Source organism: Puniceibacterium sp. IMCC21224, from assembly GCF_001038505.1.
In the GTDB taxonomy this organism is placed as follows: domain Bacteria; phylum Pseudomonadota; class Alphaproteobacteria; order Rhodobacterales; family Rhodobacteraceae; genus Puniceibacterium.
The window spans coordinates 3,544,578-3,560,541 of the sequence record NZ_LDPY01000001.1; the positions used below are offsets into that span (position 1 = coordinate 3,544,578).

A 15,964-nucleotide genomic window follows, 5' to 3' on the forward strand; every position below is an offset into this window, starting at 1 on the left:
GACGGGGCCTACACCAGCAGAAGGAACCTACCATGACATCTCATCTCAATCGCCGCGGCTTTTTGAAAGCCGGTGCCGCCGGGGTTACTCTGGCTACCATGCCTGGCCTCGTGCAAATGGCACAGGCGCAAAACATTCAGCCCGGCGGCACATTGCGCCTGGCGCTGAACATCACGCCGTCGGTCCTGAACCCGATGCTGTCCCGGCTGAATTCTGAATACCTACTGGGCGAGCTGTTGTATTCCGGCCTGACCATGCTTGCGGCTGATATGTCAGCCCAACCTGACCTTGCGACGGAATGGAGCGCCAATGACGACGCCACAGAGTGGCATTTCGTATTGCGCGAGAACGCCGTGTTCTCAAACGGCGCGCCGGTGACCTCGGCTGATGTCGTCGCGACCTTTGCCAAGCTGCTTGATCCTGAAACAGCCGCGCCCGGCAGCCGCAACCTTGGCCCGATCGCCGAAGTGGTCGCGGATGGCGACTTTGCCGTGATCATCCGCACATCCTCGCCCTATGCCGATCTGCCGGTCGCGTTGACCTACCCGACCGCCAAGGTGCTGCCGGCCTCAGTCATCGAGGGCGATTTCGACAGCCTGATGCAGACCCCGCTTGGCTCTGGCCCGTTCCGTCTGGCAGAGTATCGCCCGGATGACGTCGCGATTGTCGAAAGGAACCCCGACTATTTCATCGACGGTCAGCCCTATCTTGATCGGGTCGAGGTCAAGACATTTCCAGATGCCGCGGGCGGCGCCGCCGCACTGCTGGCCGGCGAGGTCGATATCCTGACCGAGATCCAGCCGACCGACTATGCCCGCATCGCCGAAAGTGACGGCGTGACCGGCCTGCGCACACCGTCCGGCCGGTTCCTTGACGTTGTGATGGATTGCACCGTCGAACCATTCAACAACCCAAAGGTCCGCGAGGCGCTGTCCTACTGTGTTGACCGCGAGGCGATGGTGGAACTGGTGGCCGAAGGCTATGGCACCCCCGGAAACGACACCCCGGTCAACTCGGCCTATCGCTATAATTCCGAGGCTCCGCTCAGGAGCTACGATCCCGAAAAAGCCAAGGCGCTGCTGGCCGAAGCAGGCTATCCCGACGGGATCGAAATCGAGCTGATTGCATCAACCAAGCCGGGCTACCGGTCAGCGATGGCCGTGGTCCTGCGCGAAATGGCGCAACCCGGCGGCTTTGACATCGCGGTGCAGACGATGGATCATCCGACCTATCTGGATCAGGTCTGGAAAAAGGGCAAATTCTACGTCGGCTTTTACAACATGCAGCCGACCGAGGGCACCATCTTTAACCTGCTGTTCACCTCGCAAGCCAGCTGGAACGAAACCCGCTGGAACAATGCCGACTTCGACGCGCTTGTCCTTGAGGCCGATCAGACCACAGACGAATCCACGCGCGCCGATCTTTATGCACAGGCGCAAAAGCTGATGCGTGACGAGGTTCCCGCGCTTGTTCCGTGCTTCTTTGATCTGCTTGGCGCGCGCGCTGACTATGTCGAAAACTACGTGCAGAACCCGCGCGGCGCGAATTATGCCCTACATACCGTTGGACTGGCCGCAGACGCGCCCACCCGCTGATCCGTCACAGCCGAAGCGGCGGTGATCCCCTCCCTGCCGCCGCTTCGCACATCTTCGCTCTCACCGCCTGACAAGGAGACCCCATGTCAGCCACCTTCCTTTTGCGCCGTCTCGCCTATCTGGCCCTGACTGCGTTGCTGGTCTCGCTTATCATCTTCGGCGTCACACAACTTTTGCCCGCCAATGCCGCGACGATGATCCTGGGCGAATACGCCACGGACGCGGCGCTGGCCGCGCTGAATGCGCAACTTGGGCTGAACGATCCGGCCCTTGTGCAGTACGCCCGCTGGCTGGGCGGTGTGCTGCAGGGCGATTTTGGCACGTCGCTGCGGACAGGTCAGCCGGTGGGGCCGACTGTCATGGCAGCTTTTGGTCGCTCGGCCATCCTAGCTGCGATGTCGCTGCTGCTGGTCTGTGTCATCGCCATTCCGCTGGGGGTCATCGCAGGCACCCGCCGGGGCCGCTGGCCCGATCTGGGGTTGTCTATGATCAGCTATCTTGGCGTCTCGCTACCCGAATTTGTGCTTGCAACATTGCTGCTTGCCTGGCTTGCCGGACCGGCGGTCGGGCTGTTCCCGGCATCGGGCTACACGCCGTTTTCGCAGGACTTTGCGGATGCCCTGCACCACATCGCCCTGCCGGTGATCACACTGGCCATTATTCTGATCGCGCACATCAGCCGCATGGTCCGGTCCGAAATGGTCGACACCTTGCAAAGCGATTTTGTCCGCGCTGCCCGTTTGCGCGGATTGTCGCGGCGGCAGGTGGTGTATCGCCATGCCCTGCGCAACTCCATGCTGCCTGCAATCACCGTTATCGCGCTGGATGTGGGGTATCTGATCGGCGGCGTCATCGTGGTCGAAGAGGTGTTTGCCTTTCCCGGCATCGGTCGCCAGCTGATCCTTGCCATTCAGAACAGGGATCTGCCGATGTTGCAGGCCGGTGCGCTTGTCATGGCGCTGACCTATGCGCTGGCCAATCTTCTGGCCGACCTCGCCTATGCCGCGCTCGACAAGAGGATTCAGTTCGAATGAAGACGTTTTTCGCCCTCATCCGCAATCCGCAGGGTGCGCTTGGCACCGCGATTGTCACATTGCTACTAACCGTGGCCATTCTGGGTCCGACCATCGCACCGAATGACCCCGAGACGTTCCACTTTGGCGCGCGCTTTGCCGCGCCGTCAGCCGAATTTCCGTTCGGCACTGACTGGTACGGGCGCGATCTGTTCTCGCGGATCCTAGTCGGTGCGCGGTCTACCGTTCTGCTGGCCATCCTCGCCACTCTGATCGGCACTGTATCTGGCGCCATCATCGGTGTGCTGTCAGGGTATCTTGGCGGGTGGGCAGACGAGGTGATCATGCGTGTGATTGACGCCATCATGGCGATCCCATCGCTGCTGTTTGCTTTGATGATCCTTGCTGCTCTTGGCTCGTCGGCATTGAACGCGGTGCTGGCGATCGGTATCGCCTTTGCCCCCGGCATGGCGCGCATCGCCCGATCAGTCACGCTTCAGGTCCGGGTGCTGGACTATGTCGCGGCGGCACAGGCCCGCGGCGAAAAGCTGGGCTGGATTGTCCTGGCCGAGGTTCTGCCCAATACCATCGCCCCGGTTATCGTCGAATCGACGATCCGCGTGGCCTTTGCCATCATGACGCTTGCAACCTTGTCATTCCTGGGTCTTGGCGCACAGCCCCCGTCACCGGAATGGGGCCTGATGATCGCCGAGGCGCGTGACCACCTGTTCCGCAGCCCTTGGCCCATCATTGCACCCGGCGCCGCCATCGCGCTGGTGGCCATCGGGTTCAACCTGCTGGGCGACGGATTGCGCGACGTTCTCAACCCCAAAACCGCGGAATGACCATGACAGACACACTGACCATCCGCGACTATGCCCTGTGGTACACCACGCCGTCTGGTCCCGTCCGTATCCTGGACGATATTTCGCTGCGCATCGGCCGGGGCGAGGTTCTGGGTCTTGTCGGCGAAAGTGGCTCGGCTAAATCCTCGCTGGCCAATGCGATCATCCGCGACCTGCCTGGCGTGGTACACGCCGAACATGGCGCGATCCTGCTGGGAGATCAGGACATCACCACGTTGGGTGGGGCCGCCCTGGAACAGCTGCGCGGGCGGCGTATCGCCATGGTGTTTCAGAATGCCGCAACCACGCTGGACCCGGTGCAAACGCTGGGCAACCACCTGATCGAGACATTGGAACGCCACACCACGCTGCGTGGCAACGCCGCGACCAAGCGTGCGCTAGAGCTTATCGATATGGTCGGCCTGCCAGATCCGCAGGCCATGCTAAATCGTTTTCCGCACGAGGTGTCGGGCGGTGAAAAACAGCGTGTCGTGCTCGCTCTGGCCTTTGCCTGCGAACCCGAACTGATCTTGTTCGACGAACCCACCTCGGCGCTGGATGCCACCACGGCGGCCACCCTGCTGGATCTGTTCCGGGATCTGCAGGCCCGCACCGGGGTTTCTGCGCTGTTCATCAGTCACGATCTGGGCACCGTGACGGATATCGCCCACCGTGTCGCGGTGATCTATGGCGGGCGGATCGTCGAAGAAGGCGAGGTTTCGACGCTCTTTGCCAACCCACAGCATCCCTACACTCAGGCGCTGATGGCAAGCCTGCCACGCCCCTCAGACGGGCGCACGGGGCGCGGTCTTGCTGGTACTGCCGCGCTGCCGGCACCACGGCGCGGACAGATGCCGCCCTGCATCTTTTCCTGCTCTTGCCCGCATCACGACGCGGCCATCTGCGACGTTGCCCCGGTCCGTCTCAGCGATACCTGCGACCGCCGCGTTGCCTGTGCCCGCGTCGCCCAAGGCGAGGTTCTGCACACACCTGAAGCGCCGACACCACCACCGTCACCGCGTGGCGATATCGCCCTGCTCGATGTTGAGGCGCTGAGCGTCAGCTATGGCAAGCAAAGGTTCACCGACACCCTGCGGGGCAGAATCAGCCCGCGCGTCCGCGCCGTCAGCAACGTGTCCTTCAGGGTGCGGCGCGGCGAGACTCTGGCCTTGGTGGGCGAATCGGGGTGCGGAAAATCTTCGTTGGCCCGGGCGCTGTCCGGCCTGCGGATCCATGAAGGTGCCACACGGCTGGACAATCAGCCAATCAAACCAAACAGCCCCGCATGGCGCGCGCGGGTTCAGACCATCTTTCAGAACCCTGACAGTTCGCTCAATCCGCGCCATTCCATCGCCACGATCCTGAAACGACCGCTCAAGCTGTTTCGAACGGACCTGGCGCCAAAGGATCGCGCGGCCGAGGTCGGGCGCCTGCTGGAACGGGTGCGTCTGCCCGCAGATTACGCCGAACGGTATCCTCACCAGCTGTCCGGTGGTGAAAAACAGCGCGTGGCCATTGCCCGCGCGCTCGCCGCCCGGCCCGATGTCATCATCTGCGATGAGATCACGTCGGGGCTGGATGCCGCGGTTCAGGCCGCGATCACCCGATTGCTGCGGGACATTCAGGCCGAAAGTGGCGCAGCGTTGCTGTTCATCACCCATGATCTGGGCATCCTGCGCCACGTCGCCGACCGCGTGGCGGTGATGTACCTGGGCGAGATGGTCGAACTGGGCGAGGTCGCCGCGCTGGATGCCGCGCCATGGCACCCCTATACCGAGGCGCTGCTGTCTTCGTCACATTCCGTTGACCCCGACAGCGAAACCCGCCGCATTCGTCTAACCGGTAACCTGCCCCGACGCACCGAAGATTTGCCCGGCTGCCCCTTTGCCTCGCGCTGTCCGCGCCATCTGGGCGCAATTTGCGACAGCCAGCCACCGCCCCGGCGCAGACCCACGCCGGATCACGAAATTCTATGCCACATCGACGACAGCACGCTTGCCACAATGCCGCCAATCTGGCGTTTTTCCGAAGAACTGGAGACCCTGCAATGACGCCCGAAGACCTTATCGCATCCGTCGACCAAGAGGCCTGCATCGCGCGCCTCAAGGACATGGTGCAGCACAAGAGCTACTCTGAAACCGAAGGCGAACGGGCGTTGGCCGCGCATATGGCCGATATCCTGCGCGAAATCGGGCTGGACGCTGAATTGCAACCGGTCGAAGGCGAGCGGGTCAATGCCATTGGTCGGCTAAAGGGCACAGCGAACGGCAAAAGCATCCTGTTCAACGGCCACCTCGACACCAACCCGGTGACCACCGGGTGGACCGTCGATCCCTGGGGCGGCGTCGTGGACAATGAGTTTATTTACGGCATCGGCGTCTCGAACATGAAGGCGGGCGACGCGGCCTATTTGTGTGCTGTGGAAACCATCCTCAAGGCCGGGCTGCGGCCCAAAGGCGACGTGATCCTGTCGTTTGTGGTCGGAGAGTTGCAAGGCGGGATCGGCACGGTTCGGATGCTGGAACAGGGCGTCACCGCAGATTACTTCGTCAACTCGGAACCCACCGACATCGCTGCGATGACGCTGCACGCAGGTGCGTTTTCGTTTCAGATCGACCTGACAGGCAGCACCCGACATCTGTCCAAGCGTGAACAGGCCTGCGATGCATTGGCCGCCGCCGCCGCATTGGTGCCGCGCATCAACAACCTGACCTTCACCGGCGCCAAAACCGACGATCACCGCAAGGTCAATCGCGGTCATGTCGGTGTGCTGCGCGCCGGACTGGGCGACGGTTTCGAGGAATGGCGCCCGCCGCAAGTGGCCGATCGCGCCAAGATCCTGGGCACCTGCCGCTATGCCCCGTCGCAAACCGTGGAAAGCGTCATGGACGACATGCGCATCCTGCTGCGCGCGTTGGAGCTGGAATATCCCGGTCTGAAATGGACGGTTGGCAGCTATGATCAGCGCAAGGGCAAACCGCAAATGCCCCCGTTTGAAGTGGCCCGCGACGCGACCATCGTGCAAGCGGTGAACAAGGCGTATGAAACCGTGCGTGGCGCCCCCCAGCCAACCGGGCCGATTGCGCCCTCGTGTTTTTATGGAACCGACGCCGCCCACCTCGCTGCGGCGGGCATCGAGGGCGTGGTCTGCGGACCGGGTGGCGAGTTCAACACCATGCCGGACGAACGCGTGCGCCTGACCCAGTTCATCGACTGTGTAAAAGTCTATATCCTGACCATCGCCGAAATCTGCGGGCTGGAAGACGCATGACTATTCCTGCGCTTTTTGCTGCCCGCGTCGAAACCCTGCGCAACCAGATGCGCGCGGCAGGGGCCGAGGTGTTCCTGTGCGATCATGGCGAAATGCTGCACTGGCTTTCAGGCTATACAGTGTCCGAAACGTTCTATCGCTGCGTGATCCTGCCGCTAGACAGCGATCCGGTATGGGTGCTGCGCGCGATTGACGAGGTGCCCTGCCGCGCCGCCACCTGGGTGCCCAACGTCATGGGATACCCCGATGATGCCGATGCCCACGCTGTTGTAGCGGACGTCCTGCGCCGCTTTTCTCCGACTGTGATCGGTGCCGATTTCACGTCATACGGCTTTACCGCCTACACCCGCGACCGTCTAACCGACCTGTTGCCGGATGCGCGGTTCGTGAACCTTCACCAGGTATCCAACCGAATCCGCGCGGTGCTGGAACCCCAAGAGATTGCGAAAACTGCCGCTGCCGCACAGATCGCCGATGCAGCAATGGCTGCGATCGTTGCAGATCTTGCGCCAGGCATGCGCCCACGGGATGCCGCTGCCATCGCGGCGCAGCACTACCTGACCCATGGCGCAGACGATTACTGGGTCGGACCGATATCGGTGTCCCGCCGGGCGCATGACAGCGGGCATGGCATGGGGTTTCTTCATGCCACCCTTGCCGACGATCGGCTGGCCAAAGGCGACATCCTGCATGTCGAACTTGTGCCTCGCGTGTCCTACTATTCTGCCCGCTTCATGCGGTCGATCTCGATCGGAGCGCCGGGCGACGCGCAAGTCGCAACAATGGCCCGTTTGGCTGACCTTCAAGACCGCCAGTTCGCCGCGATCCACCCCGGAGCGGAGGCCGCACATGTCGACGCGATCTTACGCGATGCCATGCTCTCAGAGGGATTGCGCGACAGCTATCCGAACATTACCGGCTATCAGCTTGGCCTCTATGCCAAGACACCCCGCTCGTCTGAGACAACGCTAAGCTTGCATCCCGGCGCCGACTGGACATTCGAGGAAGGGCAGGTTTTCCATCTATACACCACCGCTCGCGGCCTCGCTCTGTCCGAAACGGTTACGATCACCAAGGACGGCTGCCAACGCCTGACATCCACGCCGCGACGCATCCTCGAAGCGGGCGAGCAGTTAAATGGCGGATAATTGACGGCTTGACGTCTCGATATTCCAGATTTTCGCGTTCGACGTGTTCGACATTTGACCATGGGGTCGGCAGGTCGACGGTGCTGCTGAAACCATTGACGGACCCGATTGCACATGCACACATTGGCCAATATTGCACCGCTACTGACCTGAGTGGCTGTGGCGAATGCCAACGTGGATGTGTCCGGCTAACGTCGCAGATGTGCCGCGACTTCCCGTCTCAGCCAGATTGGCAGTTCCACCGCAATTGCCCCACCACCGCGCTGAGAACTCACCACCCCCACGACCTGCCAGGCGCCGTCTTTGTTTTCGCGCAGCACTGGCCCCCCGGAATTGCCATTGATCACCGGGCACCCGACATACACCAATCCAACCGCAAATTGTGTCGCAGCGCAGTTGAAATCACCGCTCAGCAGATGAGGGGTTTTGCGGTGGTAGCCGATCAGAGCGACCTCTGTTCCGTGCAAACCGCCCTCTTCGACCCGACCCAGCGGAATCGGAGTGACGTCATCTATCGGACTGTCCAGCACAACCAAAGCCACATCGTTGCGCGGGTGATGAGTGCCGTCCAAAGCATACGCGGGATGGCGCATTTCGCGTTTTGAATCGCGTGCAGCGATATAGTCTCCGCGCGACCAGCCGGCAACGAACACACGCCCGGAGTGCCCCGTTTCAGCAACGCAATGGGCTGCGGTGACAATCAGGTTCGGCGCAATCAGCGTTGCCGTGCACCCCTGCTGGGTGCGAAACCCCCCATGTCCAAGCCGCCCGATTGCGGGAAATTGCGCGGCAATCTCATCGGCCAGTGGCGGTAACGCCTCGATTTCAGCGGCAACAGGCAATGTGGCGGAGCCCATCCCAATCAGGATCGACCCGACGATCTGACAAAGGCTGTGACGCTGCATCTTGCGGCCTGTTCGGTTGCTCTGATGGAAAACCGGCACGGGCTGCCGACACGGGCTGGTGGTTGGGTAGTAGTAGGTCAGTTTGAGACGCAAAAGGCGGATGCCCGCGTGTGGACGATATCAGCGGCTCTGTCTTTCAAATCACACTTTCCTTACATCATTTTGCCCGAAATTGCATGTATTCCCTCCAGAGAGCCCCAGTTGGGATGGCTGCTGTCAAACCCAAATAGCCTGACCGGACGCGCAATCAAGGTCGGCAAACGGCACGGTCCGGCCCGACAGCCGATTGACACAATGGTCACACCCGGCCATGAGCATCGCAAGCGCCCTAAAAAAGAGGCGAAAACCCGCACGGCCTTTGATACGGTCGACGAAAAGAAAAATGCAGAGGCACGCATGAGCAGCAGACCCCAGATGGACGACACCCTGCGCGACACGATTATCTCGCGTCCCGATGTTATCCTGGAAGATCAGGATTTGATGCGGGCGCTGATCGCCGCCAACGAACGTTCGATGGGCGGCAATATCGTCGACCTGCGCGGCATCGCGATGGAACGCCTCGAAGCGCGGCTGGACCGGCTTGAGGACACGCATCGGTCGGTCATTGCCGCAGCCTATGAAAATCTCGCGGGGACCAATCAGATTCATCGCGCCATTCTGCGAATGCTTGATCCCGTGGAATTCGAACCGTTCTTGCATAATCTTGGCAGCGAAGTGGCCGAAATCCTGCGGGTCGATTCGGTTCGTCTGGTGCTGGAAACCGTGCAGAAATACGAAGATCCGGCAGTTCAGCGGCTTGGCGACGTGCTGTCAGTGGCCGAAACCGGGTTTACCGACACCTATATCAACAGCCCGCGCCACGGACCGCTGCGTCAGGTTACACTGCGCCAGGTGCAGCACGGCGACGCCCGCATCTATGGCGACAAAGCCGACGAGATTCGATCCGAAGCTTTGCTGCGGCTCGACTTTGGCCTTGGTCGTCTGCCGGGCCTTCTGGTACTGGGGGCAGAGGATCCGCACCAGTTTACGCCGCAGCAAGGCACTGATTTGTTGACATTTTTCGCCGGAGTGTTCGAACGGGCGATGCGCCGCTGGCTGGCATGACACTCGCCATCTCACCTCAGGCGCGCGACGCGCTCGAGGGGTGGCTTGCCTCTGCGCGTGCCCTCAAGGGGTCCGCCGAAAACACACTGACGGCCTATCGCACCGATGTGCTGGATTTTATTGCCTTCATGACGATGCATCACGGCGGCGCGCAAGGATTGGGCCCGTTGTCGCGCCTTTCGGTTACCGACATGCGCGCCTGGATGGCACATTTGCGCGGGGGCGGCGCCAGTTCCCGATCAATGGCGCGCAAGCTTTCGGCGGTGAAAACCTTTTACCGCTGGCTCGCCGCGCGCGAAGGGTTTGAACCAACCGCCGTGCTGACCACCCGGTCGCCGAAATTTCAAAAGAAACTGCCGCGCCCGCTGACAGAAGACGCCGCCCGCGCGATGATCGACACCGTGGCACTGCAGTCGCAGACCGACTGGATCGGACTGCGTGACACCGCAGTAATCACTCTGCTTTATGGCTGCGGACTGCGGATTTCCGAAGCATTGGGCATGCGCGGGCGCGACTTGCCCCTGACCGAGACGATGCGCATCATCGGCAAGGGCGGCAAGGAACGCGTCGTGCCGGTGCTACCGGTCGCGCGCACGGCTGTCAGCCGCTACCTTGCTGCCTGTCCCTGGCCGGTTGAGGCCGACACACCGATCTTTCGCGGCGCGCGCGGTGGTGCGCTGAACCCGCGGCTGATCCAGAAGGTGACGGAACAGGCGCGAATGCAGCTTGGCCTGCCCGCAACCGCAACGCCACATGCCATGCGCCACAGCTTTGCCACGCATCTGCTTGAGGCGGGGGGCGATCTGCGCGCAATTCAGGAACTGCTGGGACATGCGTCGCTGTCGACAACACAAGCATATACATCGGTGGACACGCTGCACCTGATGAAGGTTTATGCCGCCACCCACCCCAAGGCGGGCTGAACCGATGCACCCCAATCCGGTCTTTCATTCGGCCGACCACGCCAAAGATATCGCCGTTGCGCGCCAGCGCGGTTTTGGCATGCTGGCGCTCAGTGCCCAGGGCGCGCCGCTGCTGTCTCATATCCCATTCCTCTTGTCCGAAGATGGTCGCGAGGCGGATCTGCATCTGGTTCGATCAAACCCGATTGCCCGCCTCAAAGGTCCGCAACCGGCGCGGCTGGCGGTGACTGGGCCTGACAGCTACATTTCACCGGACTGGTATGGGTTGGACGATCAGGTGCCAACATGGAATTATGTCGCGATCCAGCTGACCGGCACATTGGAGCCGCTGCCCGACACCGCGATGCGCGACATGCTTGACCGTCAGTCGGCGGCGTACGAGGCGCGGCTTGCCCCGAAACCCGCCTGGACTACGTCCAAAATGACGCCCGAGGCGCTGAGCCGCCTGATGCGGATGATCCTGCCGTTTCGCCTGCACGTGGCCGATATTTCCGCCACTTGGAAACTGGGTCAGAACAAACCCGACGCGGCGCGCCACAGTGCCGCCGACGGCGCGCAAAATGCCGGACTGGGCAACGACACGCCGACCCTCGCGGCGCTGATGCGCGAACCGCCAAAGCTCTAGGCTGTGGTACTATCCGTGCCCCCTTTCCTTTGTCCTGTCGCTGTCGCACTCTGCCGCCAGAACCACCCGCATCGCTGCACGACAAAGGAATACTGTCTATGAAACTGCTCAAATCCGGCGCGTCGCCATTTGTCCGCAAGGTCATGATCACTCTGCACGAAACCGGCCAGCTTGGTGACGTGGAACTGGTGGATGTCGCGGCATCCCCGATGATCCCCGACGCCACGCTGGTCACCGCCAACCCCGTCGGCAAGATCCCGGCGCTGACGCGCGAAGATGGCCCGACGCTGTATGACAGCCGGGTGATCTGCCGCTATCTGGACCACCGCGCCAGCGCCGGTCTGTACCCCGAAAACCGCATTTGGGAGGTTCTCACACTCGAAGCCACGGCGGACGGCATCATGGATGCTGCTGTGCTGATGGTTTACGAGGCGCGGTTCAAACCCGAGGCTCAGCAATCACCCGAGTGGATCGAAGCGCAATGGACGAAAGTGGCTCGTGCTCTGGACGCGCTTGGGTCCCGCTGGATGAGCCATCTGCACGGCCCACTCGACATCAGCCATATCGGCATCGCCGCCGCGCTGTCCTATCTGGATTTCCGGCACGGCGCACGAGACTGGCGTGCAGGCCGCGACGCTTTGGCCGCATGGCACAAGGGATTCGCGCAGCGCCCGTCGATGATTGCGACGCAGCCCCCGGCCTGAAGGCGGCCACCACGGCCGGCCCCATCGCAGGGCCGGTCACCGGCTAAAAGTTCAGAATTTCAGCGACAGACCAAAGTTAAGCGCATTGGTCTTGATATCAGAATTGAACGAGCCGCCACCGTCAAGATCGGCCTCGTTGCTGGAATAGACAAACTGATATTCCCCAAACACCGCAAACCGTTCGTTCAGATCATAGCTCGCCCCGGCGATCAGCCGCACGGCGGGGCCGGTGACCTGATAGCCAAAGGTCTTGTCGCCCGCGGCCGTCTCGATATCCACATGGGGAATCGCCAGGCCCAGACCGCCGCCGACATAGGGCGTCAGACCCTTCCATTGGTCCGGCCAGCGCCGCAGCGCATTGAGTGTGACGATATTTAACCCGTCGGTCAGCTCAAGCCGGTCGAATCCCAGCGCGGCGCGCTCATCGTCCGGGGCGTAAACCTTGGTATGGGTGAATTCCAGGCCGAAACCGAATCGCTCGTTGCGCCACCAGGTGCCGCGCACACCGTAATAGGGCGGCATCTCGAATGAGCGCCCTTCCCAGCCGATCAGTGCGTCATAATCGCCGCCACCGGGATAATCGCCCGAAATACGGCTATGCGGCGCTGTTTGCCAGCCGGTATAGACAGACACTTCCATGTCCTGCGCCACGGCCGGAGCCGCCAAATAGCCACAAATCACAGCCAACGCTACAACTTTGGCCTGCAAACCGTGTCTCATGTCTCACCTGTACTTACGTGTCATCCCACCGCACACATATAGCCCCCTTGGGCGTCTCGCAACCGCGACACATCGGCCCTTTTGCCGAACACGCAGTTTTGATTCTGGACGCACCCCCACTAGCCAGTTAAATACCCGCCGGTAAGGCTGTGGTATCCCCATGGCATATCTTTTTGACTCGGCTGCGAAATGCCGCCCAGGAATGGAGTAAACCTCGTGTCACACGCAGACGATCACGCAGGCACCCGCAGGGACTTTCTCTACTATGCGACTGCCGGAGCCGGAGCCGTCACCGCCGGTGCAGCCATCTGGCCTCTGGTCAACCAGATGAACCCATCCGCCGACGTGCGCGCCCTGTCGTCGATCCGTGTCGATATCGGCGGCGTCATCGAGGGCACACAGCTCACGGTCAAGTGGCTGGGCAAACCGGTATTCATCCGTCACCGCACCGAAACCGAGATTGAAGAAGGCAAGGCTGTGCCGCTGTCCGATCTGATCGACACCAACGCGCGCAACGCCAATATCGCCGACAGCGCCGATGCGACGGATGCGAACCGCGCTATGGACGGTCAGGAAAAATGGCTGGTGATGATGGGGGTCTGCACCCACTTGGGCTGTGTGCCGCTGGGTGACGGTGCCGGCGACTATGATGGCTGGTTCTGCCCCTGCCACGGGTCGCACTACGACACCGCCGGGCGTATCCGCCAGGGACCGGCCCCACAAAACCTGCACGTTCCCCCCGCTGCCTTTGACGGCGAAACAACAATCGTTCTCGGATAAGGGAGAGAGAGATGGCTGGAATTCCTCACGACCATTACGAACCGAAATCCGGGCCCGAGAAGTGGCTTCACAGCCGCCTGCCCGTTCTCGGCGTACTTTATGACACGATCATGATCCCCACACCCAAGAACCTGAACTGGATGTGGATCTGGGGCATCGTGCTGACCTTTACGCTGGTGTTGCAAATCGCCACCGGCATCACCCTGGTGATGCATTACACGCCTGACGCCGATCTGGCCTTTGCCAGTGTTGAGCACATCATGCGCGATGTGAACGGCGGCTGGGCCCTGCGCTACATGCACGCCAACGGCGCATCGCTGTTCTTTGTCGCGGTCTACGCCCACCTGTTCCGCGGTCTTTACTATGGTTCGTACAAGGAACCGCGCGAGATCACATGGATCATCGGTATCCTGATCTACCTGCTGATGATGGGCACTGCCTTTATGGGCTATGTTCTGCCCTGGGGTCAGATGTCGTTCTGGGGTGCCACGGTCATCACCGGCCTCTTTGGTGCGATCCCGCTGATCGGTGAGCCAATCCAGACCTGGCTGCTGGGTGGACCGGCGGTGGACAATGCCACGCTGACGCGCTTTTTCTCGCTGCACTATCTGTTCCCGTTTGTGATTGCGGGTCTGGTGATCGTGCATATCTGGGCCTTCCACACGACGGGCAACAACAACCCCACGGGTGTTGAGGTGCGTCGCGGATCCAAGGCCGAGGCCGAGAAAGACACCCTGCCGTTCTGGCCCTACTTCGTGATGAAAGACCTTTTCGCGCTGGCAGTTATCCTGACAATCTACTTTGCCATCGTCGGCTTCATGCCGAACTTCCTTGGCCACCCCGACAACTATATCGAGGCGAATCCGCTGGCGACGCCAGCGCATATCGTGCCGGAATGGTACTTCCTGCCGTTCTACGCCATCCTGCGCGCCTTTACCGCTGACGTCTGGGTGGTTCAGATCGCATCCTTCGTGACTGCGGGTATCGTTGACGCCAAATTCTTTGGAGTTCTGGCGATGTTCGGCGCAATCGCCGTGATGGCGCTGGCCCCCTGGCTAGACACGTCTTCGGTGCGTTCGGGCCGGTATCGCCCGATGTTCAAATGGTGGTTCGCGCTGCTGGTGGTGGACTTCATTGTCCTGATGTGGGTCGGCGCCATGCCGGCGGAAGAGCCATATAAGTCGATCTCGCTGATCGCTGCGGCCTACTGGTTCGGCTATTTCCTGATCATCCTGCCGCTGCTGGGTGTAATCGAAAAACCGACAGCTCAGCCCGCCACCATCGAGGATGACTTTGCCAGCCAGTACGGCAAATCCTCCGACGCCGAAGGTGGAGCCACCGCCTCCACTCCGGCCGAGTAAGACAAGAAGGATCTGAACCCATGTTCAAGAAACTCGCTCTCGCGGCCCCTCTGGCCCTGGCCCTGATGTCCGGTGGCGCATTTGCCGCCGGCGACGAGGCCCATGTCGAGGATTTTGCCTTCTCGTTTGAGGGCCCCTTTGGCAGCTATGATCAGGCACAGCTGCAGCGCGGCCTGCAAATCTATACCGAGGTTTGCGCGGCCTGCCACGGGCTACGGTATGTCCCGCTGCGGACCCTGTCTGCCGAAGACGGTCCGGGCATTCCCGAAGATCAGGTTCGCGCCTATGCGGATCAGAATATCCAGGTGTTCGACGCCGAGCTGGACGATTTCCGCGCCGCCAAGCCGGCCGACAATTTCCCGCACAACACCGCTGCGAACGCGCCGGACCTGTCGCTGATGGCCAAAAGCCGCGCGGGTTTTCACGGCCCCTACGGCACCGGTATCAACCAGCTACTTAAGGGGATCGGCGGACCGGAATACATTGCTTCGCTACTCAACGGGTATACCGGTGAGACCAAAGAGCAGGCTGGTTCTGTGTTCTACGAAAATCACGCCTTCCCGGGGGGCTGGATCTCAATGCCGCCGCCGCTGCTGGGTGATGATGTAGAATATGCCGACGGGCATTCGACCGATCTGCACCATGAGGCAATGGATGTCGCCGCGTTCCTGATGTGGACCGCAGAGCCCAAGATGATGGCCCGCAAACAGGCCGGTTTTGCCGGTGTGTTGTTCCTGACGGTGCTGTCGGTGCTGCTGTACCTGACGAACAAGCGTATCTGGGCAGGTGTCAAAAACAAAAAGGTCGCCTGAGCCGTCGGCTCACCACCTCCCTTTTTAATGCGATCTTCATCCAAGGCCCCGCCCCAACCGGCGGGGCCTTTTGCTATGCTACACTTGTGATTGATAGGACAGGCGACCCCGTGTCCCGACTGGCGCATCAGTTATCCCACTGTCAGTTTCCGACAGAA

General features: G+C 61.4%; 15 protein-coding genes. 13 read left to right on the plus strand and 2 right to left on the minus strand.

The genetic code is table 11. The features are described 5' to 3' along the window. Positions 1 to 32: 32 nt before the first annotated feature. From IMCC21224_RS16495 to IMCC21224_RS16520, 6 genes are all read left to right on the plus strand, one after another. On the plus strand, positions 33 to 1,595 hold the full coding sequence (locus tag IMCC21224_RS16495) for an ABC transporter substrate-binding protein (protein ID WP_047996270.1): 1,563 nt from the start codon (positions 33 to 35) through the stop codon (positions 1,593 to 1,595). An 83-nt stretch (positions 1,596 to 1,678) separates the two neighbouring features. Beyond that, positions 1,679 to 2,629 (plus strand): ABC transporter permease, encoded by a 951-nt coding sequence (locus tag IMCC21224_RS16500; protein WP_047996271.1) that lies wholly within the window; start codon positions 1,679 to 1,681, stop codon positions 2,627 to 2,629. After that, complete coding sequence (locus tag IMCC21224_RS16505; RefSeq protein ID WP_047996272.1) at positions 2,626 to 3,453, plus strand: ABC transporter permease; 828 nt, start codon at positions 2,626 to 2,628, stop codon at positions 3,451 to 3,453. Before IMCC21224_RS16500 ends, IMCC21224_RS16505 begins: the two co-directional genes overlap by 4 nt. Positions 3,454 to 3,455: 2 nt before the next feature. Beyond that, positions 3,456 to 5,504 (plus strand): ABC transporter ATP-binding protein, encoded by a 2,049-nt coding sequence (locus IMCC21224_RS16510; protein ID WP_197089215.1) that lies wholly within the window; start codon positions 3,456 to 3,458, stop codon positions 5,502 to 5,504. Next, positions 5,501 to 6,724 (plus strand): M20 family metallopeptidase, encoded by a 1,224-nt coding sequence (locus IMCC21224_RS16515; RefSeq protein WP_047996274.1) that lies wholly within the window; start codon positions 5,501 to 5,503, stop codon positions 6,722 to 6,724. The genes IMCC21224_RS16510 and IMCC21224_RS16515 overlap by 4 nt, the downstream gene beginning before the upstream one ends. Beyond that, a complete protein-coding gene (locus tag IMCC21224_RS16520) occupies positions 6,721 to 7,872 on the plus strand; it encodes a Xaa-Pro peptidase family protein (protein WP_047996275.1) in 1,152 nt (383 codons plus the stop codon). The genes IMCC21224_RS16515 and IMCC21224_RS16520 overlap by 4 nt, the downstream gene beginning before the upstream one ends. Positions 7,873 to 8,060: 188 nt before the next feature. Here IMCC21224_RS16520 and IMCC21224_RS16525 read toward each other — a convergent pair whose 3' ends face one another. After that, positions 8,061 to 8,777, minus strand: coding sequence for a serine protease (locus IMCC21224_RS16525; RefSeq protein ID WP_047996276.1), 717 nt, complete (start codon positions 8,775 to 8,777; stop codon positions 8,061 to 8,063). Positions 8,778 to 9,173: 396 nt separating this feature from the next. On the opposite strand from IMCC21224_RS16525, the gene IMCC21224_RS16530 reads away from it, so the two are divergent. The 4 genes from IMCC21224_RS16530 to IMCC21224_RS16545 all read left to right on the plus strand — a co-directional run bounded on the left by IMCC21224_RS16530 (position 9,174) and on the right by IMCC21224_RS16545 (position 12,133). Beyond that, positions 9,174 to 9,881: a DUF484 family protein gene (locus IMCC21224_RS16530; RefSeq protein ID WP_047997215.1), complete on the plus strand. Its 708-nt coding sequence runs from the start codon at positions 9,174 to 9,176 to the stop codon at positions 9,879 to 9,881. After that, on the plus strand, positions 9,878 to 10,804 hold the full coding sequence (locus IMCC21224_RS16535) for a tyrosine recombinase XerC (RefSeq protein ID WP_047996277.1): 927 nt from the start codon (positions 9,878 to 9,880) through the stop codon (positions 10,802 to 10,804). The genes IMCC21224_RS16530 and IMCC21224_RS16535 overlap by 4 nt, the downstream gene beginning before the upstream one ends. Before the next feature lie 4 nt (positions 10,805 to 10,808). Further along, positions 10,809 to 11,429, plus strand: a complete 621-nt coding sequence (locus tag IMCC21224_RS16540; protein ID WP_047996278.1) for an FMN-binding negative transcriptional regulator — start codon at positions 10,809 to 10,811, stop codon at positions 11,427 to 11,429. Positions 11,430 to 11,527: 98 nt separating this feature from the next. Further along, positions 11,528 to 12,133 (plus strand): glutathione S-transferase, encoded by a 606-nt coding sequence (locus IMCC21224_RS16545; protein WP_047996279.1) that lies wholly within the window; start codon positions 11,528 to 11,530, stop codon positions 12,131 to 12,133. Between the two features lie 51 nt (positions 12,134 to 12,184). On the opposite strand, the gene IMCC21224_RS16550 is transcribed toward IMCC21224_RS16545, so the two are convergent. Then, positions 12,185 to 12,853 carry an outer membrane protein gene (locus tag IMCC21224_RS16550; RefSeq protein ID WP_047996280.1) on the minus strand — a complete coding sequence of 223 codons (669 nt, stop codon included), beginning with the start codon at positions 12,851 to 12,853 and terminating at the stop codon, positions 12,185 to 12,187. Between the two features lie 216 nt (positions 12,854 to 13,069). Between IMCC21224_RS16550 and petA the strand changes: the two genes are divergently transcribed. From petA to IMCC21224_RS16565, 3 genes are read left to right on the plus strand one after another with little or no spacing between them, the layout of a single operon-like run. Then, positions 13,070 to 13,633, plus strand: coding sequence for a ubiquinol-cytochrome c reductase iron-sulfur subunit (gene petA / locus IMCC21224_RS16555; protein WP_047996281.1), 564 nt, complete (start codon positions 13,070 to 13,072; stop codon positions 13,631 to 13,633). Between the two features lie 11 nt (positions 13,634 to 13,644). Continuing rightward, a complete protein-coding gene (locus tag IMCC21224_RS16560; RefSeq protein WP_047996282.1) occupies positions 13,645 to 14,994 on the plus strand; it encodes a cytochrome b N-terminal domain-containing protein in 1,350 nt (449 codons plus the stop codon). Between the two features lie 20 nt (positions 14,995 to 15,014). Then, on the plus strand, positions 15,015 to 15,806 hold the full coding sequence (locus IMCC21224_RS16565; RefSeq protein ID WP_047996283.1) for a cytochrome c1: 792 nt from the start codon (positions 15,015 to 15,017) through the stop codon (positions 15,804 to 15,806). Positions 15,807 to 15,964: the final 158 nt, after the last annotated feature.